19 protein-coding genes are annotated in these 22,816 nt (G+C 65.8%); 6 read left to right on the top strand and 13 right to left on the bottom strand.

The window, feature by feature from the left end; all coding sequences use genetic code 11:
• The first annotated feature begins 10 nt into the window (after positions 1–10).
• The 4 genes from ACRVY7_RS06350 (at position 11) to ACRVY7_RS06335 (ending at position 4,824) form a co-directional block, all read left to right on the top strand.
• Positions 11–688, top strand: a complete 678-nt coding sequence (locus ACRVY7_RS06350; RefSeq protein ID WP_431816435.1) for a FadR/GntR family transcriptional regulator — start codon at positions 11–13, stop codon at positions 686–688.
• Positions 685–1,968, top strand: coding sequence for a CynX/NimT family MFS transporter (locus tag ACRVY7_RS06345; RefSeq protein ID WP_431816434.1), 1,284 nt, complete (start codon positions 685–687; stop codon positions 1,966–1,968). Before ACRVY7_RS06350 ends, ACRVY7_RS06345 begins: the two co-directional genes overlap by 4 nt.
• A gap of 129 nt (positions 1,969–2,097) precedes the next feature.
• Positions 2,098–4,158: a cytochrome c oxidase assembly protein gene (locus ACRVY7_RS06340; protein WP_431816433.1), complete on the top strand. Its 2,061-nt coding sequence runs from the start codon at positions 2,098–2,100 to the stop codon at positions 4,156–4,158.
• 66 nt (positions 4,159–4,224) lie between these two features.
• Positions 4,225–4,824, top strand: coding sequence for a zf-HC2 domain-containing protein (locus ACRVY7_RS06335; protein ID WP_431816432.1), 600 nt, complete (start codon positions 4,225–4,227; stop codon positions 4,822–4,824).
• Between the two features lie 22 nt (positions 4,825–4,846).
• Here the strand turns inward: ACRVY7_RS06335 and ACRVY7_RS06330 are convergent, their stop codons facing one another.
• The 10 genes from ACRVY7_RS06330 to ACRVY7_RS06285 form a co-directional block, all read right to left on the bottom strand.
• On the bottom strand, positions 4,847–7,162 hold the full coding sequence (locus tag ACRVY7_RS06330; RefSeq protein ID WP_431817046.1) for a heavy metal translocating P-type ATPase: 2,316 nt from the start codon (positions 7,160–7,162) through the stop codon (positions 4,847–4,849).
• A 171-nt stretch (positions 7,163–7,333) separates the two neighbouring features.
• Positions 7,334–8,035, bottom strand: a complete 702-nt coding sequence (locus ACRVY7_RS06325; protein ID WP_431816431.1) for a vitamin K epoxide reductase family protein — start codon at positions 8,033–8,035, stop codon at positions 7,334–7,336.
• A 40-nt stretch (positions 8,036–8,075) separates the two neighbouring features.
• Positions 8,076–8,813 (bottom strand): DsbA family protein, encoded by a 738-nt coding sequence (locus ACRVY7_RS06320; RefSeq protein ID WP_049698815.1) that lies wholly within the window; start codon positions 8,811–8,813, stop codon positions 8,076–8,078.
• A 169-nt stretch (positions 8,814–8,982) separates the two neighbouring features.
• Positions 8,983–9,567, bottom strand: a complete 585-nt coding sequence (gene sigC, locus ACRVY7_RS06315; protein ID WP_431816430.1) for an RNA polymerase sigma factor SigC — start codon at positions 9,565–9,567, stop codon at positions 8,983–8,985.
• Positions 9,568–9,591: 24 nt separating this feature from the next.
• Entirely contained in the window at positions 9,592–10,320 is a 729-nt protein-coding gene (locus tag ACRVY7_RS06310; protein ID WP_049698817.1) for an aspartate/glutamate racemase family protein, read from the bottom strand.
• A 120-nt stretch (positions 10,321–10,440) separates the two neighbouring features.
• Positions 10,441–12,099, bottom strand: a complete 1,659-nt coding sequence (locus ACRVY7_RS06305; RefSeq protein WP_049698818.1) for an NCS1 family nucleobase:cation symporter-1 — start codon at positions 12,097–12,099, stop codon at positions 10,441–10,443.
• Between the two features lie 127 nt (positions 12,100–12,226).
• On the bottom strand, positions 12,227–12,955 hold the full coding sequence (locus ACRVY7_RS06300; RefSeq protein ID WP_431816429.1) for a DUF1275 family protein: 729 nt from the start codon (positions 12,953–12,955) through the stop codon (positions 12,227–12,229).
• Positions 12,949–14,412 (bottom strand): amidase family protein, encoded by a 1,464-nt coding sequence (locus ACRVY7_RS06295; RefSeq protein ID WP_431816428.1) that lies wholly within the window; start codon positions 14,410–14,412, stop codon positions 12,949–12,951. The genes ACRVY7_RS06300 and ACRVY7_RS06295 overlap by 7 nt, the downstream gene beginning before the upstream one ends.
• Positions 14,409–15,566 carry an acetamidase/formamidase family protein gene (locus ACRVY7_RS06290; protein ID WP_431816427.1) on the bottom strand — a complete coding sequence of 386 codons (1,158 nt, stop codon included), beginning with the start codon at positions 15,564–15,566 and terminating at the stop codon, positions 14,409–14,411. The genes ACRVY7_RS06295 and ACRVY7_RS06290 overlap by 4 nt, the downstream gene beginning before the upstream one ends.
• Positions 15,563–16,234 carry a FadR/GntR family transcriptional regulator gene (locus ACRVY7_RS06285; protein WP_064868441.1) on the bottom strand — a complete coding sequence of 224 codons (672 nt, stop codon included), beginning with the start codon at positions 16,232–16,234 and terminating at the stop codon, positions 15,563–15,565. Before ACRVY7_RS06285 ends, ACRVY7_RS06290 begins: the two co-directional genes overlap by 4 nt.
• A gap of 156 nt (positions 16,235–16,390) precedes the next feature.
• Here ACRVY7_RS06285 and ACRVY7_RS06280 point away from each other — a divergent pair, with 156 nt between their 5' ends.
• Positions 16,391–17,647, top strand: a complete 1,257-nt coding sequence (locus tag ACRVY7_RS06280; protein WP_431816426.1) for an amidohydrolase family protein — start codon at positions 16,391–16,393, stop codon at positions 17,645–17,647.
• The gene (locus ACRVY7_RS06275) at positions 17,640–18,272 is read left to right on the top strand and encodes a DUF1097 domain-containing protein (RefSeq protein ID WP_431816425.1); all 633 of its coding nucleotides are present in this window, start codon (positions 17,640–17,642) and stop codon (positions 18,270–18,272) included. The genes ACRVY7_RS06280 and ACRVY7_RS06275 overlap by 8 nt, the downstream gene beginning before the upstream one ends.
• Here the strand turns inward: ACRVY7_RS06275 and ACRVY7_RS06270 are convergent.
• From ACRVY7_RS06270 to ACRVY7_RS06260, 3 genes are read right to left on the bottom strand one after another with little or no spacing between them, the layout of a single operon-like run.
• Positions 18,243–18,953: a GntR family transcriptional regulator gene (locus tag ACRVY7_RS06270; RefSeq protein WP_431816424.1), complete on the bottom strand. Its 711-nt coding sequence runs from the start codon at positions 18,951–18,953 to the stop codon at positions 18,243–18,245. The two genes, ACRVY7_RS06275 and ACRVY7_RS06270, sit on opposite strands and share 30 nt — an antisense overlap.
• On the bottom strand, positions 18,946–20,994 hold the full coding sequence (locus tag ACRVY7_RS06265) for a S9 family peptidase (protein ID WP_431816423.1): 2,049 nt from the start codon (positions 20,992–20,994) through the stop codon (positions 18,946–18,948). Before ACRVY7_RS06265 ends, ACRVY7_RS06270 begins: the two co-directional genes overlap by 8 nt.
• A complete protein-coding gene (locus tag ACRVY7_RS06260; RefSeq protein WP_049698824.1) occupies positions 20,991–22,793 on the bottom strand; it encodes an N-acetylglutaminylglutamine amidotransferase in 1,803 nt (600 codons plus the stop codon). The genes ACRVY7_RS06265 and ACRVY7_RS06260 overlap by 4 nt, the downstream gene beginning before the upstream one ends.
• Between the last annotated feature and the right edge of the window lie 23 nt (positions 22,794–22,816).

Genomic DNA, 22,816 nt, shown 5'->3' with positions numbered 1-22,816 from the left:
GGATGTGCTCATGTCTGAGGTCATCGAGCGTCCCAAGCGCACCAGTGAACTGGTGGTGGAGCGGATGGAGCGGCTCATCCGCGACGGCGTCTGGCCCGTGGGAGCGTGTATCCCGGCAGAGCCCGAGTTGGTCCGTGATTTCGGAGTGGGGCGCAACACGATTCGCGAGGCTGTGCGCGCGCTGGAGCATTCCGGCATGCTCGTGCCGCGCCGCGGCGATGGCACGTATGTCCGCAGCGCCAACACATTTGCCGCTGCGATGACCCGCACGGCGACGTCGGAGATGCTCGACCTGTTACAGGTTCGTCGTGCACTGGAGTCGGAGGCTGCCGCGGGCGCCGCACGCGACGCAACCGCAGACGCCAAGCGCACACTACGCGAGGCGCTCGACACGGCGGAGGGCATCCTGGCGACGGGCGACATCGACGCGTACGCGCGCGCCGATATCGACTTCCACACCGAACTCGTTGCGGCGTCGGGCAATCCGCTGCTCATCGAGATCTACTCGGGTGTTCTCGAAGTGATGCACCGCTCCCACGCCGACATCGCCGGATTGTCGGTGGCGGCAAACGCCCATCCGGCAGGCCATCGTGACGTGGTCGCCGCGATCGATGCCGGTGACGAGCAGGCCGCGCGTGCTGCAGTCGTTGATTACCTGGCCGAGGCAGAGGGCAGCGTGCGTCGATGAGCCGGACGTCCACATCGCCGACCCGGTCGACGTCCGAAACGCCCTCCGAACATTCGATAAGGCTCAACCCGGGTGAATTGCGAGGCGGTGCAGCGATTCTCGCGGCCGTGGCGATCATGTTGGTTGCGGCGAATCTGCGGCCGCCCGTCGTGTCGGTTGCGCCGTTGATCGACGTGATCCGCGACGACCTCGGATTCTCCAGTGCCACAGCGGGTCTGCTCACCACTTTGCCGGTGCTGTTCTTCGGGCTGACCGCGCCCATCGCGCCACGGATCGCAGCTCGATTCGGAATCGAACGCACCATCTTCGCGTCGCTCGCGTTGCTGATCGTCGGAATCCTGTTGCGTCTCATACCCTCTGTGGCGACGCTGTTCCTGGGATCGGCCATTCTCGGCGCGGCAATAGGTGTGTGCAACGTGGTGTTGCCCGCCCTCATCAAGCGCGATTTCGCGCATCGATCCGGTCTGATGACCGGCCTGTACTCGATGACCCTGTCGGGTGGGGCGGCAGTGACCGCGGCGGTCATGGTGCCGATGGACACAGCCCTTGACGAGAACTGGCGGGCGTCGTTGGCGATGTGGGCGCTGTTGGCCGTCGTCGCCATGGCGGTGTGGGTGCCGCAGCTGCGTCGGGTGCATACGGTCGCGGTAGGGCCGCGCGCACCTGGCCTCTGGACTAATCCGATCGCATGGGCGATCACGGTGTACATGGCGGCGCAGTCGTTCATCTTCTATACGTTCAGCGCATGGCTGCCGCAGTACCTGATCGATAACGGGAGCACGCCGTCGAGCGCGGGCAATGTGCTGGCGATCGGTCAGGTGGTCGCCCTCATCATGTCGCTGGTGGCTCCGATCATCGCGGGGCGGTTCGCCGACCAACGTCTGGTGACCCTCGCATTTCTCGCGGTCTGTACGGCGGGGTTCGTCGGGCTGGTCTTCACCGATCATGCGACGGTGCTCTGGGTCTGCATGGTGATGGCGGGACCGGGCGCGGCCATCAGCCTCGCGCTGCTGTTCATGGTGCTGCGCAGTTCGTCTGCCACGCAGACCGGCCAGGTGTCGGGGATGTCGCAGTCCGTCGGCTACATCCTCGCGGCAGCCGGCCCGATCGCCATCGGATGGATTCACGATGTGACGGGATCGTGGTCTCTCGCCTTCGGAGTGCTCGCGCTCGCCGTGATCCCGCAGGCGCTCGCGACACTGCTGGCCGCCAAGAACGTACGTATGCCTTCTCATCTCGATCGATCGAACGGCCCGCCAGTGCCCGGAGTTCTCCGCTGACCTGCGTGTGACCCGGACCTCCCGCGCTCGCCCGGGCAGCGGGACCCACGACGCGGGGTCGTAGACTGGCCAAGACGTCAGGCCAGCGAAACGTCGTACTCGCTGGTTCTCGGCGGGCTAGGAGGAGAGATGACCGCCGCCGACAGTGCAACGCAGGCCGAAGGTGCAACGCGGGCCGACAGCGCAACGCGCGTCGACGCGGCACGCATCCGGCCAACCGTGATTCTCGGCGCAGCGTTCGCCGTGGCCCTGGTGGGCGTCGTGATCTACGCGCTCATCAGTGGAAACGCCCGTCATCTCGAAAGCGGCGACCCGTTCCCCGGTACCTTCACCGCCACAGCCGACGTCGTCGGCTATTTCCTCGGCTTTCTCGCTGCCGCACTGACCCTCGGTGGCCTTGTCTTCATCATCACCGCGTCGAATCCGGATGGGCATGGCAGCATCGATGTGACGGGATACCGCGCGCATCTGATGCTCGGCAGGCTCTCCATCGGCTGGGCCGTTCTGTCGTGGCTCATGGTCAGCGTCGCCGCCGCCGACGCCTCCGGAACGACCCCGTGGCGATTGGTGGGTGAGGGGTTCCTCGGGCAGGGGATCGGGGTCAGCGAGGCCGCTGTCGCGTGGATCGTGATGGCGGTGTGCGCCACCGTGATCGCGGTGCTCATCAAGTTCTCGCTCGGGTGGATGATGCACGTCGTTCTCCTCATACCCGCGGTGATCGCGATGGTCGCCCTGCCGCTCGCGAGCAACGCGGGGCAGGGGCCGAATCACGACTACAACACCAGTCTCGGTATCGGGTTCGCGCTCGCCGTCGGGGTGTCACTCGGGTTCCGCGTGGCGTGGGCGAACGCGCCGCGCATCACCTCCGACGTCGCACGGGCTGTGGTATCCCGGCGCAGCGCGCTCATCCTCGTCATCAGCGACGCCGTTGCGCTCGTGTACGGCTTGGCGCTGACGCTCTTCCTCCTGCCGGTGCGCTACGCATTCGACACCGCCTTCGGCTTGGCCGCGATCGTCATGATCGTGCTGGTGGCCGTGGCACTCGCGACGAGCGTCTCCGCCTACCGTGCATCCAAGCAGAACGACGTATCGCCACAGGGCGACGCCGATACGGAGAACAGCGCGGGACGTCGGATCGTGACCGCTGGCGCTGTGCTCATGCTGGCGGCGGTCGCGTGCTGGACCGTCATGGACACCCGCGTCGCGCCGGGGCTGCTGGCACACAAGTTCACCGGATGGGACGTGTTCCTCGGATACGAACTGCCCGGCCCGGCGACGACATGGACGTTGGCGACCTTCTGGCGCCCCGACCTCTTGATCGGTGTCGCCGCTCTTGCCGCAGCAGTTCTGTATCTGGCCGGTGTGCGCCGACTGCGGCGACGTGGCGATGAGTGGCCCGTCGGACGCACCATCTCGTGGGTGCTCGGCTGTCTGGTCGTCGTCGTGGTCACGGGGTCGGGCGTGCGCGCCTACGGCTCGGCGATGTTCAGCGTGCACATGGCAGAACACATGGCGCTCAACATGTTCGCGCCGGTACTGCTGGTGCTCGGCGCGCCCGCGACCCTTGCGTTGCGTGCGCTCCCGGCCGCTCACGGCGACGAGCCTCCCGGCCCGCGCGAATGGCTGTTGCGCGTGCTGCACTCGAAGGTGACGGCGGTGCTGTCGAATCCGATCGTGGCGCTGGTGGTGTTCGTACTGTCGCTCTACGTCGTCTACTTCACCGGAATCTTCGGCACACTCACCCGGTATCACTGGGGACACGTGCTGCTGACCGTGCACTTCATCATCGTCGGCTACCTCTTCTACTGGGTCATCATCGGTATCGACCCCGGACCGCGTCGAATCCCGTTCCTCGCCCGCATCGGATTGTTGTTCGCGGTCATGCCATTTCACGCGTTCTTCGGCATCGCGTTGATGACGATGTCGACGGTGGTCGGCGACAAGTTCTACAGCGAACTGATGTTGCCGTGGGTGACCGACCGACTGCACGACCAGTGGCTCGGCGGCGCGATCGCATGGGGCGCGAGCGAGGTGCCCGTCGTGCTGGTCGTCGTGGCGATCGTGGCGCAGTGGGCCAAGGTCGATCGGCGCGAGGCCAACCGCGGCGATCGTCATGCCGATACCTACGAGGACACCGAACTCGACTCCTACAACGCGATGCTCGACGAGTTGTCGAAGTCGCGTCGATGAGCAGGCTTCATCTGGTCTGTCGGGTCGAGAAGTTCGGCGGCTTGACCGCGCGAGGAGAATGACACCATGCGATGTGAGGTGGCGCGGGAGTCGCTGTCGGCGCGAATCGACGGCGAGCGTGAGTCGGTGCCCGCTGCGCGCGTCGATGAGCACCTCGCTCAGTGCCCCGCATGCCAGCGCTGGTACGGCACCGCACAGGGTATGAACTTCGCGGCGGCCGACCTGGCGCCGGACCTCAGCACGACGATCCTCGAGGCGTCGCAGACATCCGAACCCGACGGCACACAGCGTCGTCGAAACGCCGACGGCATCACGCGTCGTCGAAACGCCGACGGCATCACGCGTCGTCGAAACGCCGACGAGATGAGCCGGGTGGTCGTTGCCTTGCACGCCGCGTCCGTCGCATGTGCCGTCGCGGCGGTCGTCTTGAGCGTCGGCTATCTCAGTGGCTCCGCGCCGCTGTGGTATCCCGTGGTGCAGATCGCGCTCGCGGTCGTGGCAATCGTGCTCGCCGTTGCCGCGCGGGTCAGTTCACGACGTCGTGGCCGGGCGGCACGTCAGATACCCAGTGCCGCAACGAATATCGACGACGCCGCTCGTGACGGCGACACGGCGTCGGACGTCACCGACCTTGCCGCGCTGCGCGCAAAGCGCAACGCGGGATAGCACCCGACACCGTAGACCGGCGCTACTTCCGCGCGCCGAAGTGCTGCAGCCGCAGGCTGTTGGAGACGACGAACAACGACGACAGGGCCATCGCCGCGCCCGCGATCAGCGGGTTGAGCACACCGGCCGCGGCGATCGGGATGGCCGCGACGTTGTAGCCGAACGCCCAGATCAGGTTGGTCCGGATCGTGCGCTGGGTGGCACGCGCCAGGCTCAGCGCGGCGGGGGCGGCCCGCAGGTCGTCGCGCACCAGCACGACGTCGGCGGCGCCGATCGCGACGTCGGTGCCGCGACCGATCGCGACGCCGAGATCTGCGGTGGCCAGCGCGGGGCCATCGTTGATGCCGTCGCCGACCATCGCCACCGAGTGCCCAGCCTCCTGCAGCTCGCGGATCGCATCGACCTTGGCGTCGGGAAGTACCTCGGCGATGACGTCGGTGATACCGACCTCGTCGGCGACCGCGTGCGCGGCGCCGGAGTTGTCGCCGGTCAGCAGAACGGTACGCATGCCTGCGGCCTGCAGGGCGGCGATGGCGGGTGCGGCACTGGACTTCACGGTGTCGGCGACGGCGATCAGTCCGCTCAGTCGGCCGTCGACAGCGACGTAGATCACGGTCTCGCCCTTGGCTTCTGCGTCTCGTCGACGACGAGCAGTCGCCGCCGGAATCACGCCACCCGCGTCGTCCACCGACTGCGACACCCAGCGAGGTGACCCGACGGTGACCCGATGCCCGTCGACCGTTCCGACAACGCCGCGTCCGGGTTCGGCGCGGAAGTCGGTGACCTCGAGGCGGTCCGCCTCGTCGACCGCGGCGACGATCGCCGAACCGACGGCATGCTCGGACGCGGATTCGACGGCACCCGCGAGCACGAGCAGGCGCTCATCAGAGAGTTGCGTGTCGTCGTCGCTGTACACCTGCGTCACCGACAGAGCGCCCTCGGTGACGGTTCCGGTCTTGTCGAAGACGACGGTGTCGATGTAGCGGGAGGTATCGAGCGCCTGATAGCCCTTGAGGAAGATGCCCAACTGGGCACCGCGGCCGGTCGCGACCATGACGGCGATCGGCGTGGCGAGACCCAGGGCGCACGGACATGCGATGACCAGCACTGCCAGTCCCGCGGCGACCGCACGCTCGACGGGACCGCCTGCGAGCAGCCACGCACCGACCGTCACCACGGCGATCGCGACGACGACCGGCACGAAGACACCGGCGACACGGTCGGCGAGGCGCTGGGCGTTGGCCTTACCGGTTTGAGCCTCCTCGACCAGACGCATCATGCCCGCGAACGCTGTATCGGGTCCGACGGCTGCGGCCTCGACGATCAGACGTCCGTTGAGTGCGGTGGTTCCGCCGATCACCGGTTCTCCCGGCTCGACGTCGACCGGCTTCGATTCGCCCGTCATCGCGCTCATGTCGACGGCGGCAGATCCCTCGATGACCAGGCCGTCGGTGCCGATCGTCTCGCCCGGACGGACGACGAAACGCTGGCCCTCCGACAGTTCACCCGCGGGGATGCGCATCTCGGTGCCGTCGCGCAGCAGGACCGAGACGTCCTTGGCGCCGAGCGCGGCCAATGCCCGCAGTGCGCCGCCCGCACGGGAGCGTGCTCGCGCCTCGAAATAGCGGCCGGCAAGGACGAGGACGGTGACGCCTGTCGCGACCTCGAGATAGATCGAGTCGGCGCTCCAGATGGCAGCCCACACACCTTGCGAAGCCGCCGATTCGGTGTCTGTCGCGAAGAACATCGAGTAGAGCGACCAACCGGCCGCGGCGAGAACACCCAGCGTGACAAGCGTTTCCATGGTGGCGTTGCCGGTGCGGAGGTTCTTTGCGGCGACGCGGTAGAAGGGCCACGCGCACCACGTCAGGATCGGTAGCGCCAGCGCCAGGAGCAGCCACTGCCATCCCGTGAACCTCGTCGACGGCACGACGGCGAACACGATCGACAGGTCTGCGAGAGGGATGAAGAGGATCAACGCGACGGCGAGTCGACGGAACAGGCGTTTGGCCTCGTCGCCATCGGTGTCGGGGATGGGGGTGGGAGTGTCGCTGCGGACGCTCGCGCCGTAACCGCTCGCGTCGACGACCTCGCACAGCGTGTCGGCGTTCACGTCGTTGGCGGCGTCAATCGTCGCGACGCGCGTTGCGTAGTTCACCGACGCCTTGACGCCGTCGACCTTGTTGAGCTTGCGCTCGACCCTCGCTGCGCACGCGCCGCAGGTCATACCCGTCACGTCGAGCTGGATTCGTTGCAGTGCGCTCCCGGCGTCGGCGATCCCTGTCTGGGCCGACTCGGGTTCTCCGGTCGAGCTCGTGCGGGATTCCAGCGTGGTCACATCGTCCTCGATCTCTTCGTCCGTATACGCGCGCCGCAGCGTCGGGGATGACCCGACCGTTTTGCGACGACCCATCTACGACGATCCGCCGGCCGCGCACGTACTCCTACAAGTATGTCGTCTGCGGGTGCCGGACAGTTCCCGAGGATTTTCCCGAATGCGTCGACCGCGTCAGATCAGGGTCTGCCAGTAGTCCCAGAACTCGACGAGGATGGCGACGATCACGACGGCGTACCAGACGGGCAGCGCGACCCACAACCATCCGCGAATTTCGCGGCTGCGTGGGCTGTCGCCGATGACACGGTTGATGCTCAGCACGAGAATGATCGGCACGACGACCCATACGACCAGGCAGTACGGGCACAACGCGTGGATCTTGTACAGCGCGGAGTATGCGAGGAAGTTGACGAACACGAAGCCCGCGAGGCTTCCGAGTGTCATGCCGAGCCAGTACCAGCGGGGGAGGGCGATCCCGGCTACGGCGAGCACGCCTGTGACGATGACCACCGCGAACGCCGCGATGCCGATCAGCGGGTTGGGGAACCCGAACAGACCCGCCTGCCAACTCTCCATGACCGAGCCACACGAGATGACCGGGTTGAGCGAGCAACTCGGCACGTAGTCGGGGTTCTGGAGAAGGTGAATCTTCTCGATGGCGAGTGTCGACGCCGCGACGAATCCGAGGACCCCGAGGATGAGTAGCACCCACCCGGTGGGTCGGCTCACGTGCACGAGGCCGGTCAGACCTCGTGCACCCGACTGCTCAGCGGTCTCGGCGACGTCAGCGTCGTCGACGGTCCGCGTCGCCTCGGTTGATTCCTTCTCAGTATCGACAGGTACGTGCGCGTTGTCGTCGGCGTGTGTCGTGCTCATGGTTGGTGCCTCGCGTATCGGGTGCGATGGTGTCGGTCGGCTACTGCTTGTTCGCTGCCTCGTTGACCGCTGCAATGAGGGCATCCGGGGTGCTGAGCTGAACCGGCTGTCCGTTGATCTTGATGGTCGGCGTCGAGTTGACTCCCGAGTTGAGCGCCTTCTGGGTGGTGTCCTTCACGAAGCCGCTGAACTGCTCGTCGCCGATGCACTGCTTGAGGTTTGTCGCTCCGACCTGCTTGGCGATCGAGTTGAGCTCATCGTTGGTCAGGCCGGGACCACCCTCTTCGGGCTGCTGGGCGTAGAGCGCGTTGTGGAACTTGATCCAGGTGTCGAAGTTGCCGTCACCTGCGGTCGATTGCGCGACGCACGCCGAGGCATTGGCTGCGCGTGACGAGTAATTGGTGGTCGACATCCGGTCGAGGATGGCGATCGGCATGTAGTCGACGGCAACCTTCGGATTGCTGCGGATCTGCTCCATGGCACCGGCGAACTGGGTCTCAAAGGAGCGGCAGGCGGGGCACTGGAAGTCCTCGACAACCGTCACCGTGACGGGCGGGGTGGTGCCCTTGGGTGCTGTGGTGACGCGGTAGGCGTTGTCGGTGGCGACGGTGACATTGCTCGACGATCCGGTGGCCGACTCGTTCGAGACGAGCACCCAGACGCCGATTCCGACGGCCAGGGCGACCAGCACTACGGCTGCACCGATCTTCATCAGCAGGGAACGGCGCTTCTCTGCCGCTCGCGGGTCAACGATCGGCTTGCGACGCTTGTCGGCCACAGGTCCCTCACATCTCTTTCGCTCGTCATCTGGGGTGAGGACCGACCACATCGTCGCGACACGAATGCGCCGATACGGCTGGATAACGGTCCGTCGCCGTTCTCAAGGGTACGCAAACCTGCCTGAGAAAAGGCATAAGGCTTAGGTCCTGACCGGCGTCGCCTGCAGGTCAGCTGGTCCGTTCACCCCGATGAGGAGTGTTGGCCGCGCCGATCAGCGCTTCGCGTGCGCGGGCGACGCGCGAACGCACCGTGCCGACAGGGCAGCCGGTGACCTCGGCAGCCTCCTGGTACGACAGCCCGAGGACCTGCGTCAACACGAGAGCCTCACGTCGTTCCGGAGGTAGATCGTCGAGCAGGAGATTGACGTCGACGACGTCTTCCCACCCCGCCGAGCGCGGCTGCCGGGTATCCGCGGCGTCGATCCAGTCCACGCCGCCAGCGATGCGCGGACGCGACATTGCGCGGCGTACATCGTCGGCGCAGACGCGTCGCGCGATGGCGAGGAGCCAGGTGCGGGCCGTCGAACTGCCCGCGAAGCGTGGAAGCGAGCGGATCGCCCTGAGGTAGGTCTCCTGCGTCAGGTCGTCGGCGACGCGGGGGTCGGCGAGATGTGCGACGAATCGCCAGACGTCACGCTGTGTCTCCCGCACGAACTGCTCGAGCGCCCGACGGTCGCCACGAGCTGCCGCGAAGGCCAGTTCGGTGACTTCAGCGTCGTGGTCGGACGCCGATCGATCGGCGGGGACGGTCATGGGGATCAACCCTAACCTGCGGGGTCATCGCGGATCGAGCTCGGGCGGCAGACCGCGGTACTCCTTGACCGGTGGTGCGGCGAACTCACCGGACGCGGTACCCGTGTGCAGGCCCATCGCGGCCATCGCCGAGAGCATCCCGACACCGGCGGCGACGCCGTCGATGACGGGGACTCCGAGGTCGGCGGAGAGTTCGGCCGCGAGGTCGGCCATGCCCGCGCATCCGAGCACGATGGCATCGGAACCGTCCGTCGCGAGCGCTTCACGGCATGCCTTCGCGAGGATCTCGGCGGTGTCGGGGTTGGTCTCGAGGTCGAGCACGGCGATCTCACACGCATGGATGCCGCGACACTGCGTGCTGAATCCGTAGTGCGCCACGAGATCTGCGGCTCGTCCGATCGTCCGGTGCAATGTGGTGACCACCGAGAACCCTCGGCCGAGCGGCGCGGCGAGATGCATTGCGGCCTCGGCGATCCCGAGGACCGGTGCCACAGCCAGTTCACGAGCGGCGTCGAGGCCGGGGTCGCCGAAGCACGCAACCAGATATCCGTCGGCGTCGGGGTTGGCGCTGATCGCCCGAAGCAGTCCCGGGACAGCGAGCGCCTCGTCGACGTGGCTCTCGATCGACGAGGGGCCGGCTTCGGAGGTGATCGCGACGATTTCGGCGTCCGGCCGTGCCACCGACCGTGCTGCGGCGGCGATCACCGCGGTCATCTCCGCGGTCGTGTTGGGGTTGATGACGCACAACTTCATCGGTGTGGTTGTCTCCCTTGCCTTCTCATGTGGCGTCGTTCTGAGGTGTTGACCACAGCCTCGTGGCGACATCGCGATCCGCGCAGTTGCGTCGGATGCGGTGTCGCCACGAGGCGGGTGTCAGGATGCAGGTTCAGCCTCGGCGCTCGACGTCGAATCCGCTGTGTCCTTTGCTTCGGCGGCAGGGCTTGCCGTCGGCGAACCGGGAAGCATGGTGCCGTCGGCGGCGACCTCCATGTCGGTCGTGATGGTCGCTGCCGGGACGTGCATGCCGTGGAGGAAGTACGGCGAGGCCAACTTCATTCCGGCGTAGTAGAAGATGAAACCTGCTGCGGCGCCCATGAACCAGGTGAAGCTGGCCTCGTACGAGGTGCCCCAGATGACGAAGCAGATCGGGATGATCGATGCGAGCACCACCGAGATGACCGCAACCGGGTTCCAACCACCGCGGTAGTGGTAGGCGCCCTCCGGGCTCATGGTGAACAGGTCGTCGACGATGATCTTCTGCTTCTTCACGAGGTAGAAGTCAGCGATGAGAATGCCGAACAGTGGTCCGATCACGGCCCCGAGGGTGTCCATCGTGTAGTGAATTGCACTCGGGTTGTTGAACAGATTCCACGGCGTGATGATGACCGAGCCGATCGCCGCGATCATGCCGCCCATGCGCCAGGAGATCTTGGTGGGCGCGACATTCGAGAAGTCGAATGCTGGGGAGACGAAGTTGGCGACGATGTTGATGCCGATGGTGGCGATCGCGAAGGTCAGTACGCCGAGAACGGCGGCCGTGGTGTTGTCGATTTGGTCGACGATGTGCACGGGGTCGGTGACGATCTTGCCGTCTGCGTCGCGACCGATCACGGTGGCGCCCGCCGAGACGGTGCACACGACGAGGATCGAGAAGAAGAGGAAGTTGACCGGGAGACCCCAGAAGTTGCCCTTCTTGACCTCGCCGAAGGTCTTGCCGTAGCGAGAGAAGTCGCCGAAGTTGAGCATCGGGCCCGAGAAGTAGGAGACCACGAGGGCGAATGCGCTGATCATCATGGTGATGGTCGGCCACGTTCCGCTGATACCGGAGCCCTCCGACAGATCGAAGTGCACATTGCTCCAGCCCGCCTTGGCGATCAGGTACACCGCGAGCGCGATCATCACGACGTAGACGGCAGGTCCGCAGAAGTCGATGAACTTGCGGATGGTGTCCATGCCGTTCCAGAAGACGAGCGCCTGCAGCACCCACATCACGACGAAGCCTGCCCAGCCGAGTAGTGACAGGCCGAGGAACGCGTGCGAACCGTTCTCGCCGTAGGGCTCGAGTGCCGGCCAGAACTTCAGCGCCAGCAAACCAAATGCCGTCGATGCCAGATATGTCTGAATTCCGTACCAGACAACGGCAATAGAGCCGCGGATGATTGCCGGGATATTGGCGCCCTTGACGCCGAAGCAGATTCGCGTGGTGACCGGGTACGGCACGCCGGCCTGCTGGGACGGCTTGGCCACCAGGTTGCAGAGTATGTTGACGGCGACGATGCCCACCAACAGTGAAACGAGCACCTGCCACGACGAGATGCCCAGTGCGAAAAGGCTTCCGGCGAACACGTACCCGCCGACGCTGTGCACGTCCGACATCCAGAACGCGAAGATGTTGTACCAGGTCCAGCTCTGCTCTTTCAGCGGAGCCAGGTCCTCATTCGTCAATTGCTGGTCGTAGCCGACCTTGATGATGCTTTCGCCCGCCGCACTATGGTGCTCGGTGGCGATCTGCGCGTCGGATGAAGCGCTCATGATTCTCCTCGGGGCATTGGTGACTTCGGAGTGGTCTTCGAAGTGCCTGAGTCGAAACTAAGAACCCTTTGTTACCCGACAATTAACACACAAATATATTCCGCGTCACACCGAATATATTCGCACGTCAGTCCGCATTGGCGGCGGAGTGCTCCGCGGAGCGGTGCCTTCGGCCGGTGGGCGAATCGTGGACGGCACCGACGACGGCGACCGCGGCGATCACCACACCCGCGACGAGTAGTGCTGTGCCCATGTGGACGCGCATCAACACCACGCCGAGTGCAGCGCCCGCGATCAGCGAGATGACCGCGGCGGTGCGTCGACCTGTTCCACCGCCTTTGCCGGACCCGAAGAAGGAGTCGGCGGCGAGGCCGGTGATGGTCGAGGTCACGACGACGGTCGTCACGTCCTTGACGGCCACGGCGCGCGCCGCGGCGGCTTGAATGCCCATCGCGGTGGCCGCGATTGTCGTCACCGTGATCATCACCGCATGTTCGGGCTGGTCGCCGGAGATGAACAGCGTGATGGCCAAGGCGACCATCGTCGCGGAGACCGTTGCGAACAGGACCGTGGTGCCAAGCGTCCATCGACGCTCGGCGCGGCGCAGTGTGCGCCCACCGATGGCTGCACCAATCATGAAGCCCGCAAGGGCCATTGCGGGTCCGAGGATGGGCAGGCCGGAACCACCCGCGAGCGCCATGCCGAGGATCACCACGTTGCCGGTCATGTTGCCGGTGAAGACCTTGTCGAGGCCGAGATAGCCGACGGCGTCGTTGATGCCGGTGGTGAACGTGAGCGCCAGCATCAATGACAGGTGCATGCGTTCGGTGGGGATCGCGTGAATGCGGGTCAGCAACGCGAGAATCCTCCTTGATCGGGGGTGGCGGCGGGACTGGCGGACGCGAGTTCGATCGCCCGAGCGATGAGCGCGGTGTCGCTGCCGCGCGGACCGACGAGGCTGCGTCCGATGGGGCCATCCGACGTCTCGCGATCCGGGAACGTCACCGCGGGTCGACCGGTCGCCGCCGCGATCGCGGTGAGTTGCAGTGTGGCCGTTCGAGCTTTCTCGACCTCTGCGTCGGATGCCCACCGGCGGGGTGCGGCCGTTGCCGCTGCGGGAATGTCGAGGACATCATCGCCGAGTTGCTCGTCGAACTGCGCTGTGAGGGCCGCTAGTTCGTCACGGGCCCGGGCGTCGTCGTCGGCATCGATGGCCGCCGCCACGGCGAAACGCGTGGCCGCTGATCCCTCGAGTGCGCCGGGATGCGCGGTGATCCAGTCGCCGTGGGCAGACCATGCCTGGAATGCCTGGTGCACGCGGAATGCCTCGGCAAGGCGGGCCAGTTCACCGTCGTCGATGTCGAGATCGTCGAGTGTCGGCATGCCGGAACCGATGTCGGTCGTCGACGGGGCGTCGAGCAGTGTCGTGGTCGCCAGTGCGAGAAGGTCGGGGTCGCGACTCAGTAGGCCGATGGTGTCGAAATCCGGTGCCAGCGCCAACAACCCGCGCGTGGAGATGGACCGGTGCGTGGAACGCAGGCCCCACAGCCCCTGATACGACGCGGGGGTGCGGATCGACCCGGCGGTGTCGGTCGCGAGCCCCAGGTCGGCGTCGCCGTGTGCGACGGCGCTTGCGGGGCCGCTCGACGAGCCGCCCGGCAGCGCTGCCGGGACCGCGGCGTTGGGAGGTGTTCCGTAATGCTGGTTGTCGCCCGCCATCGAGTAGGCGAACTGGTCGGTGCGAGCGATGCCGCGAATGTGCGCACCCGAGTTCAGCAGCCGCGCAACGGCTGTGGCGTGCTCGGTGGAGGCCGGTGCCGACCGTTCGTATGCGGGTACCCCGCCGCCGGTGGGGAAACCGGCAACTGCGAAAACATCTTTCACAGCGACCGTCGTCCCGGTCAGCGGTCCCGGTGCTGCCGCCTCGATGAGAGGATCGCCGACGACTCGCCACACCGTCGAATCGAAGCCGCGACGCGGCGTGCTCGTGTGGACCGCGGCGAGGCGCCAGGTCGTACCGTCGTGTCGCCACACCTGCGACTGCACCGCCCTGCCTCCTTCGGGAACGTCGTAGACGACGAGTGCGCTACCGAGATCGATTGCGCAACTGCGGGTATGGACGTCGAGCAGGCTGCCGATGGCGTGTGTGAGCGCGCCTGAACGAAGTGTGTCGGCGGCACCGTGAAGCACTCCGGGGCCTGTGACGCAGGTGATGTCGGTGCACAGAAACCGGTGCAGGGCGCTGTGGTCGTCTGCTGCTGCCGCTGCCCAGAATCGACGTACGACGGCGTTGAGGTCGTCGGGTGCGGTCACTGCGCGAAATCCGATCGTCGGATCCGCGCGTGCACGCCCTTCACCAGGTCGACGACCTGAGAGATGTTGAAATCCGTTGCGGCGCTGAGATAGGCGAGGGCCTGCGCGGGTTCCATGCCGTACCGCACGCCCAGCAGCGAGATCGCGGAGCGCACGCAATTCTGGACGGCGACGTCGAGGTCGGGGTCGAGGCCCGTCGGAATCAGGAAGTCTCGGGTCTCGGCGATCGGTGCCACGAGTTCGCCGAAGCGCGCGGTCACGTCGGACGCGGGGATCACGTCGAATCGGATGGTCTCCCGTAGTGACGCCTCGAGCGCGGTCAGCGCGACCTCGCCGTCGCCCTGCGCGAAGTGCGGATCACCGACATACGCCAGCGCGCCGGGAACCTGCACCGGCAGATAGAGGGTCGCACCCTCGGTCAGGAGCGTGAGGTCGAGGTTGCCGCCGTGCGGGCCGGGCTGAATCGAGTTGAGTCGCACGTCGCCCGCGGCTGCCACACCCATGATGCCCAGGAACGGCGCAAGCGGAAAGCGCGCGGCCAGTTGCGGATTCGACGTCGACAGGGGTAGAACTCCGCGGGCATCGTCGCCCTCGCCCTCGACCGACACGAATGCGCTGTACGTCGCACCGCCGAGCGGGTACTCGCCAGGCAGTGAACCGCGACCGTGGCGGTTCGACACGACGCCGTAGGGGACTCGACGCCTGGTCTCCACGACGGTCATCGCCAGAAGATCACCGGGCTGCGCACCACGCACTTCGATGGGCCCGGTCACGACATGCGGTCCGTCGACGCCCTGGACATGCGTGCGGTCGGAGGCGCACAGGGTGACTGCCTCGTCGAGCACCATGTCGGGGTCGACGCCGTGTGTACCGAAGAATGCGCGGGGATCACGACCCTGGTCGGCGAGGATGCCTTCGTGGCTGAGGGTGTCGATGGTGACGCTGGTGCCCGGGTCGATCGACATGATGGCGGTGTCGGTCGCGCAGGGCAGATCGCCCCAGAACACGTCGTCGGGTCGGCAGTCGAGGTAGTCATCGCCGATGATCGGGCCGGAACCCGCTGGGAGGATGACGTTCTCACTCGCGGCGTGCACGGTCCCGGAATTCTGCACTGTCCCGGCTTTCTGCATGGTCCCGGCTTTCTGAATCGTCACTGATTGCTCCGTTCGACGAGTCGGACGACCTCTTCGAGGTGTGCGGTCATGGCTGCGACCGCCTGGTGGTGGTCGTTGGCGCGTACGGCCTCGAGGATGTCCCGGTGGCCGTTGTAGGAGTTGCGTCGACCTTCGCGGGTGGCGTGCGAGCGCGCGCGGACCGTCTGGACCCACCCCGCACTGAGTTGGCAGAGCGACACCAGCAGCGGGTTGCGTGCTGCTCGCGCGAGTTGCATGTGGAAGGCGACATCCTGGGCGAGTGATTCGGTGGGGTTGAGGCCCGTGTGGGTCGACGCCAGGATGGATTCGAGCGCAACGAGATCCGACGCCGTGGCCCGGTCGGCGGCGAGTCCCGCGACCTGGGGTTCGATCAGCATGCGTAGCTCCGCGACGTGATCCTCCTCCGCGTCGTCGCTCATCGTCTCCAAGAGCGCAGTGGCGTTGGCCGAGCGTGGCGCGACGACTGTTCCGCGACCGGGCGTCCTGGTGACGAGCCTGCGCTGCTCGAGGTCGCTGAGTGCTTCGCGGATCGTGGTGCGGGAGACCTCGAGGTTCTCGGCGAGTACGCGCTCGGGCGGCAACTTGTCGCCGGGAGAGAGGTCGTCGACCACCATTTTCTCCAGGTAGGCGGCAGTGCTGGCACTGAGTGTGTGTCCGCGACGCAGCATGCGCTCTCCTTGTTTCAGTCGAACTTGGTCTCTTGGTATGACCAACTTTAACCGATGCGTTACGACTCGTGCAGTGCGAGGAAACAACTCCGATCGAAGGTGGAGACAGATCTTGACGCCGATCGACGCGGCGTCGAACCACCGAAGGAGCGACCAATGGACCTGGTTCTGCGCGACGTACGGTTGTCTGACGATGCCCCACTCGTCGACATCGAGATCGACGGCGGGCACATCCGCGAGATCTGTTCGCAGAGCACGGCTGAGGCGGCCGAGACAATCGAATGTGCTGGCCGCGTCGTGATTCCGGGCCTGATCGAATCGCACATGCACCTCGACAAGGCGCTCCTCGACAAGGAGGAACCCAACCGCGACGGCACGCTCGCGGGCGCGATTGCAGTGACCGGCGCGCTCAAAAGTCGATTCACCCCGGACGCCGTCGCCGCCCGTGCGCGGCAGGTGATCGATCAGGCGATCATCAACGGCACCAGTCTGATTCGAGCGCATCCCGATGTCGACCCGATCATCGGGTTGCTCGGCATCGAGGTACTGCTCGAACTGCGCGACGAGTATCGCGGGCGCATCGATCTGCAGATCGTCGCCTTCCCGCAGGAGGGAATTCTCAAGGCGCCGGGCACCATCGACCTGATGCGCGAGGCACTGCGGCGCGGTGCCGACGTGGTGGGTGGGTGTACGTACAACGAAGCCGACGTCGCCGACTGCCACCGCCACATCGATATGGTCTTCGACCTCGCCGAGGAGTTCGGGGTGAGAGTCGACATGCACGCCGACTTCGCCGACGACGCTTCCGATCCGCGTTTCGGTCTGGCCGCACGGATAGCCGAGGTCACCGCAGCACGCGGTATGGCGGGGCGAGTCGCGGTGGGGCACATGACATCGTTGGCCGGCCTGCCCGCCGGTGAACGTCGCGCCGTGCTCGCCGACCTCGCGGCGGCGGGAGTCGCGGTGGTTCCCTTGCCCGCGACCGACACTCACCTCGGCGGGCGCACCGACACCCACAACATTCGGCGAGGTGTGGTTCCGGTGCGTGATCTGTGGGACGCGGGTGTGCAATGCGCCTTCTCGTCGAACAACGTGCGTAACGCCTTCACACCCTACGGAAATGCTGACCTACTCGACATCGGCCTGTTTCTCGCGCAGGTCTCGCATCTGTCCGGCCCCGACGATCTCGCCAGGGTGCTGACCATGGCCACCTACTCCGCCGCCGACATCGTCGGTATCGCGGATAGGTACGGAATCGCGCCGGGCCGAAGCGCGGATCTCGTTGTGCTGTCGACCCACAGCGTCGCCGACGCGCTGCTCGATCGGCCGGACCGCTGCTTCGTCATCAAAGACGGGCGCGTCGTCGCCCGTACCACCCGTACCACCGAACTGCTGGAGGTTGTCCATGCGTGACCGCATTCCCCACGAGATCGTTGCATCCATCCTCGCGGGCCTGACCGCGTTCATCGGCGGGACCGCGCTCAACCTACCGCCGTGGGCGATCTTCATCGGTTGGGCCGGAACGTTCCTGCTCGGCGGTCCGTCCTGGGCGAACGCCAGGCGCTTGTGGCTGACCATGCCGGTTGGCTCGACGTTCGCGCTCGTCATCGTGCTCATCGATACGCACATCGGCACGATCGCCGGGGAGGGGCGGTTTGCGCAGAACCTCGTGCTTGCGGCGATCATCTTCGTGGTCAATTCGGCGTTGATGTTCTCCGGGAGGATCGGGGCGCTCGCGTTGATCCCGGGCATGTTCCTCGGCTTCGCCTCGTACTTTGCGACCTTCTTCGGTGGATTCGGGTTCGACGCGGGAAATCCCTGGGCCGCATGGGTATCGGTCGTCGCGATGAACTTCTTGGGACCGGTGTTCGCGTATCTGTCGGTACGCCTTGCCTTTCCGCGCGAGGTCTCTTCCGGCCACGTCGCGTCGGCAACCTCCGACATCTCCGTCGCGGCATCCGGTCATGAGGCGGACACCGAAGCCGAGCCGACGTCCCGGAATGTTCCGTCAGGCGAGGTCCGGTCGCACGCCGAGTGATTCGCTTGTCTCGATGATCGCTTCCTCGAGCCTGGCGTGATGAACGCTCGCGGCGGCGAGGACGGCCGACGTGTCACGGGCGGCGAAGGCGGTGAGCAGGTCGGCGTGGTCGGAGTTCAGCTTCGCCTGGGTCGGGGCGTCGACGGAGCGCATCACCTGGAACGGTTCGGTGAGGTTCCACGTCGCGTCGAACATGTTGAGCAGGCGCGGCATCTCGCAGGGGGCGGTCAGTGTGGTGTGGAACCGCCGTGACACGTCGTGAAATGCCTTGCCGTCGTTGAACTTCGTCGCAGTCAGCAGTTCCTGGTGAAACTCGGTGGCCGCTGCGATCTGCGCGTCGGTGATGTGCGAGACGGACCGGGCGAGAGCGGCCTGTTCGAGAACTCCGCGAACGAAGTAGATCTCCTTGAGTTCGGCAAGGGACAGTTGGCTGACGTGGTATCCAGAATTGCGCTGGTGATCGACAAGCCCCTCGCCGACAAGGGTTTTCAGTGCTTCACGGACGGGGATCGCGCTGACTCCGAACGCGTCGGCGATGTCGGCGGGCATGATCTGAGTGCCGGGGGGCGCGCCTCCGGAAAGAATGAGTCGACGCATCTCCTCGAGCACGTTTGCGCGGTCGTTACCCGACCGGGTCTCAGCAAGCTGGACGAGCAGGCGGTTGGTCATCTTGCTACTCATGGTGCACGTGCCCCTGCTTGCGGTCACGAACTTCGTGATGTGCCGCCGCCGCAGACGGGTGACGCGTGATCCATTGCGCCACAGCCTCGGTGAGCCGCTGCTGATTGTGGCGTTTGACGATCTCGTGGCCCTCGTCGTCGAACATCAGAAGCTCGGCGATCCCGCCACGGGCACGCAATTCGTCGACCATCTGCTGGGATTCGCTGACCGGCACGTTGGTGTCGTGTGCGCCGTGGACCACAAGCAGCGGCGCGGTGATGTCGTCGATGCGGTGGATCGGTGAGAGATCGCGGAGTAGTTCGCGATCGGATTCGGGGTGACCGTACTTGGTGTATGCGGCGACGGCGATCCACGGTTCGGTGTTCCGGAAGAACGACTCGAGATCGCTCATGCCGCAGATCGCGATGCCCGCGGCGAACACCTCGGGATGAAAGGTCAACGCCGCCAACGTGAGGTAACCGCCATAGGAGCGGCCGGAGACGTAGAGTTGGTCGGGGTCGGCAACGCCGGACGAACACATGTGTGCCGCGCAATCGGCTGCGTCGTCGATGCCCGCATAACGGCCGTACCGGTCGTCGGCGTGAGAGAAAAGGCGACCGTAACCCGACGACCCGCGCACGTTGGGTGCGAACACCGATATTCCGGCGTCGACCAGTGGCCCGAACAAGAACTGGTAGTCGGGGCGGGTTTCGGCCTCGGGACCGCCGTGAAAGTACAGCAGGCACGGAGGTGGGCCGGCATCGGTACTCTTCGCGCGATACAGCCAGCCGGACAACGGCATTCCGTCACGCGCGGAGAACTCGCGGTATTCCGGACGCAACGCCGACGACGGGCCGGTGCCTGTGATCACGTCGTCGCGGATCGGTGTCACCGACGATGTCGGGGTGTGCACGAGATGTACGAGCGGCGAGTGCTGTGGGCACGAAATAGTCAGCGCGACAATGGTTCCAGCGGCGCTGATCGACAGATCGGACGCGACGTCGCCGGGTAGCGGGATCGGATCGTGCAAGGTCTGATCCGGCAGCGTGAGAATCTGCAGCTCGCTTCGGCCACCCACGTTCCAGAGCATCGCGACTGTCGACTGGTCGTTGCTGACCGCGAACTCGTCGAGTCCTGCGCCCGCGCGCTGGGCGAGGACGCGGAAACGTTTGCCGGTCTTGGAGACCTCGACGCCGAGCAGGCGGGGGAACTTGGCGTCGAAATCGCTCGTGACCAAAGCCTGCACGCTGTCAAGATCGCGACTGGAATCCTGTGGGGGACCGACGAAGACGAGCGAGGGGTGGTCGAATCCCTGGTCGAGGATATAGCCCTGGTCGGTCACCGAGCCGGGATCGTTGGGCAGGATGGTCGACATCGACATCTCGTCCGAATCGGCCGCGTCCTCAGTCTCGTTACGGCGGAGCAGCAGCATGTCGCGGAATCCGCGGGGGCCGACACGCAGGAGCGCCGCGCCCTTCCACGAGTCGATCAGTGCGCCGCCGACGCGGACGTCGAGTATCTCGGTCGCGCCCGTGCCGGGATGTGCACGAACCGAATACGCCGTGCCGTCGGGGGTCGTCGCGGTGATCAACACCCAATCGGTGTCCCAACCCACGAGCGAGACTGTTCCGAACGAACGTCGGGAACCCAGCGTCGCCCTGTTCGACCAATCGGATTCGGTCTCCTGGCGGTTGCTGCCGATGCGATGCGAGCGGTTGTCGTCGGGATCGGTGGTGACAACCCAGACCTGGTGGTGCTCACCGCCACTCGGTGCCAACTCGACGGCAAGCCATTCGCCGTCCATCGAGTGCACGAGCTTGCGGACGGGACCGGTTGCGGGGACGCTCACCCAGCGCAGCTCGCCGACACCCTCGGGCGACAACACACGTTGTGCCGCACGCGGATAGCCTGCGCCGTCGTCGACGATATAGGCGAAAGCCCTGCCGTCCGGCGAGACCGACGGCCCGTAGGTGTGCCACCCACGATCGTCGAAGTTGACGAGAGTCGTCGCGTCGGCCGGCTCGTCGACGATTCCGGTGTCGGTGATGTCGTCCGCGCTCACCGTGGCGTGATGTCTTCCATGGCCTGCAGCCACATTTCGAGTACGGCGAGCTGCCAGAGCTCGTTGGAATCGAGCGTGGTGCGCGTGCCGTTGGGATCGGCGAACAACCGGTCGAGCGTCTCCGGTCGATACAGCGCGCGGTCCTTCGCCGACTGCGCGCGCAGGGTATCGGTGACCAGATCGAGCACTCCGCCCTCGAGGTGGCGGATGCCGGGGACGGGGAAGTAGCCCTTGGTGCGGTCGATCACCGCTGCGGGCAACAACTTCCGCGATGCCTCCTTGAGGACACCCTTGCCACTCGGATTCAGCTTGAGGTCGGGCGGACACGTCGCAGCGAGCTCGACGAATTGGTGATCGAGGAACGGCACGCGCGCCTCGAGGCCCCACGCCATCGTCATGGTGTCGACTCGTTTCACCGGGTCGTCGACCAGCATCACCGTCGTGTCGAGACGCAGCGCGGCGTCGACGGCCGAATCCGCACCGGGAGCGGACTGGTGTGCGAGTGCGAATTCCCAACTGGGGTCGTAGTTGCTGTCGCCGAGCAGGTACTGATCGTTGAGCAGCGCTAGGACGTCGGCGTGCGAGCGGTCGAAGAAGACCTCGCGGTAGGCCTTGGTGGTCTCTTCGCGTGCGATCCCCTGCAGCGGGGGATACCACGAGTAACCGCCGAGGATCTCGTCGGCGCCCTGCCCCGACTGCACCACCTTGATCGACTTGCTGACCTCCTGCGAGAGCAGATAGAACGCGACGCAGTCGTGGCTGATCATGGGCTCGCTCATGGCCGCGATGGTGTCGGGGACGGCGGGCAGGAGGCGATCGGTGCCGATGTGGATCTTGTGGTGGTCGGTGCCGAACGTCTCGGCGACGAGGTCGGAGTAGGCGTACTCGTCGCCCGATTCGCCTCCCGCGGAATCGAATCCGATGCTGAACGTCGCGAGATCCTTCTGCCCCTGCTCGGCGAGAAGTGCCACGACCAACGACGAATCGATTCCGCCGGAGAGCAGCACGCCGACCGGAACGTCGGCGACCATGCGACGTCGAACCGAGGTGCGCAGCGAATCCATCAGTTCGTCCTGCCAGCGCACGGCGTCCCAGTCGGCACGGCTGGGATCGGGCGCGAAAACCGGTTCCCAATAACGACGTTCGGTGCTTCGCCCGTCGGGCTGAATGACGCGCACGGTGGCGGGCGGCAATTTGCGCACGCCGTTGTAGATGGTGTGGGGTGCGGGAACCACTGCGTGGAAGCTGAAATAGTGATGCAGCGCAACGCGATCGAGCGATGTGTCGACATCACCGGCGCGCAGCAGTGCCTGCAACGACGACGCGAAGCGTAGACGTCCAGGAGTCTCCGACAGATAGAGCGGTTTGATCCCCAGCCGGTCGCGCGCGAGGGTCACCACACCGGAATCGGTGTCGACGACGGCGAAGGCGAACATCCCGATGAGGTGATCGACGCAGTCGGTGCCCCAGGCGTGGAACGCCTTGATGATCACCTCACTGTCGGCGTGCGAGAAGAAGCGGTAGCCCTTGCCCTCGAGTTCTGCGCGCAGTTCCTTGTAGTTGTAGATGCAGCCGTTGAACACCATTGCGAGGCCGAGTTCGGAGTCGACCATCGGCTGCGCGCCGCGCTCCGACAGGTCGATGATCTTGAGTCGTCGATGCCCGAGAGCCACCGACCCTTTCACGAACAGTCCTGAACCGTCGGGACCGCGACGGGTCATCGAGCAGGTCATGGTGTCGACGGCAGAGGCGTCGGGCGCCGAGCCGTCGAACCGGATTTCACCGCAGATGCCACACATATAGTCAGTCCTCTCGGTTGCTT

The sequence above is a fragment of the Gordonia jacobaea genome (assembly GCF_965344965.1).
GTDB lineage: Bacteria > Actinomycetota > Actinomycetes > Mycobacteriales > Mycobacteriaceae > Gordonia > Gordonia jacobaea.
Note: the sequence above shows the minus strand (reverse complement) of the source record. Positions and strands in the feature narration are given on the sequence as shown.

What these genes read in the sequence shown, in the direction of transcription:
- ACRVY7_RS06285 (WP_064868441.1), bottom strand. Translation starts at nt 16,234, where the DNA reads ATGCTGCGTCGCGGACACACACTCAGTGCCAGCACTGCCGCCTACCTG.
- ACRVY7_RS06310 (WP_049698817.1), bottom strand. Translation starts at nt 10,320, where the DNA reads ATGAAGTTGTGCGTCATCAACCCCAACACGACCGCGGAGATGACCGCG.
- ACRVY7_RS06335 (WP_431816432.1), top strand. Translation starts at nt 4,225, where the DNA reads ATGCGATGTGAGGTGGCGCGGGAGTCGCTGTCGGCGCGAATCGACGGC.
- ACRVY7_RS06270 (WP_431816424.1), bottom strand. Translation starts at nt 18,953, where the DNA reads ATGAGTAGCAAGATGACCAACCGCCTGCTCGTCCAGCTTGCTGAGACC.
- ACRVY7_RS06280 (WP_431816426.1), top strand. Translation starts at nt 16,391, where the DNA reads ATGGACCTGGTTCTGCGCGACGTACGGTTGTCTGACGATGCCCCACTC.
- sigC (WP_431816430.1), bottom strand. Translation starts at nt 9,567, where the DNA reads ATGACCGTCCCCGCCGATCGATCGGCGTCCGACCACGACGCTGAAGTC.
- ACRVY7_RS06305 (WP_049698818.1), bottom strand. Translation starts at nt 12,099, where the DNA reads ATGAGCGCTTCATCCGACGCGCAGATCGCCACCGAGCACCATAGTGCG.
- ACRVY7_RS06340 (WP_431816433.1), top strand. Translation starts at nt 2,098, where the DNA reads ATGACCGCCGCCGACAGTGCAACGCAGGCCGAAGGTGCAACGCGGGCC.
- ACRVY7_RS06345 (WP_431816434.1), top strand. Translation starts at nt 685, where the DNA reads ATGAGCCGGACGTCCACATCGCCGACCCGGTCGACGTCCGAAACGCCC.
- ACRVY7_RS06350 (WP_431816435.1), top strand. Translation starts at nt 11, where the DNA reads ATGTCTGAGGTCATCGAGCGTCCCAAGCGCACCAGTGAACTGGTGGTG.
- ACRVY7_RS06260 (WP_049698824.1), bottom strand. Translation starts at nt 22,793, where the DNA reads ATGTGTGGCATCTGCGGTGAAATCCGGTTCGACGGCTCGGCGCCCGAC.
- ACRVY7_RS06325 (WP_431816431.1), bottom strand. Translation starts at nt 8,035, where the DNA reads ATGAGCACGACACACGCCGACGACAACGCGCACGTACCTGTCGATACT.
- ACRVY7_RS06275 (WP_431816425.1), top strand. Translation starts at nt 17,640, where the DNA reads ATGCGTGACCGCATTCCCCACGAGATCGTTGCATCCATCCTCGCGGGC.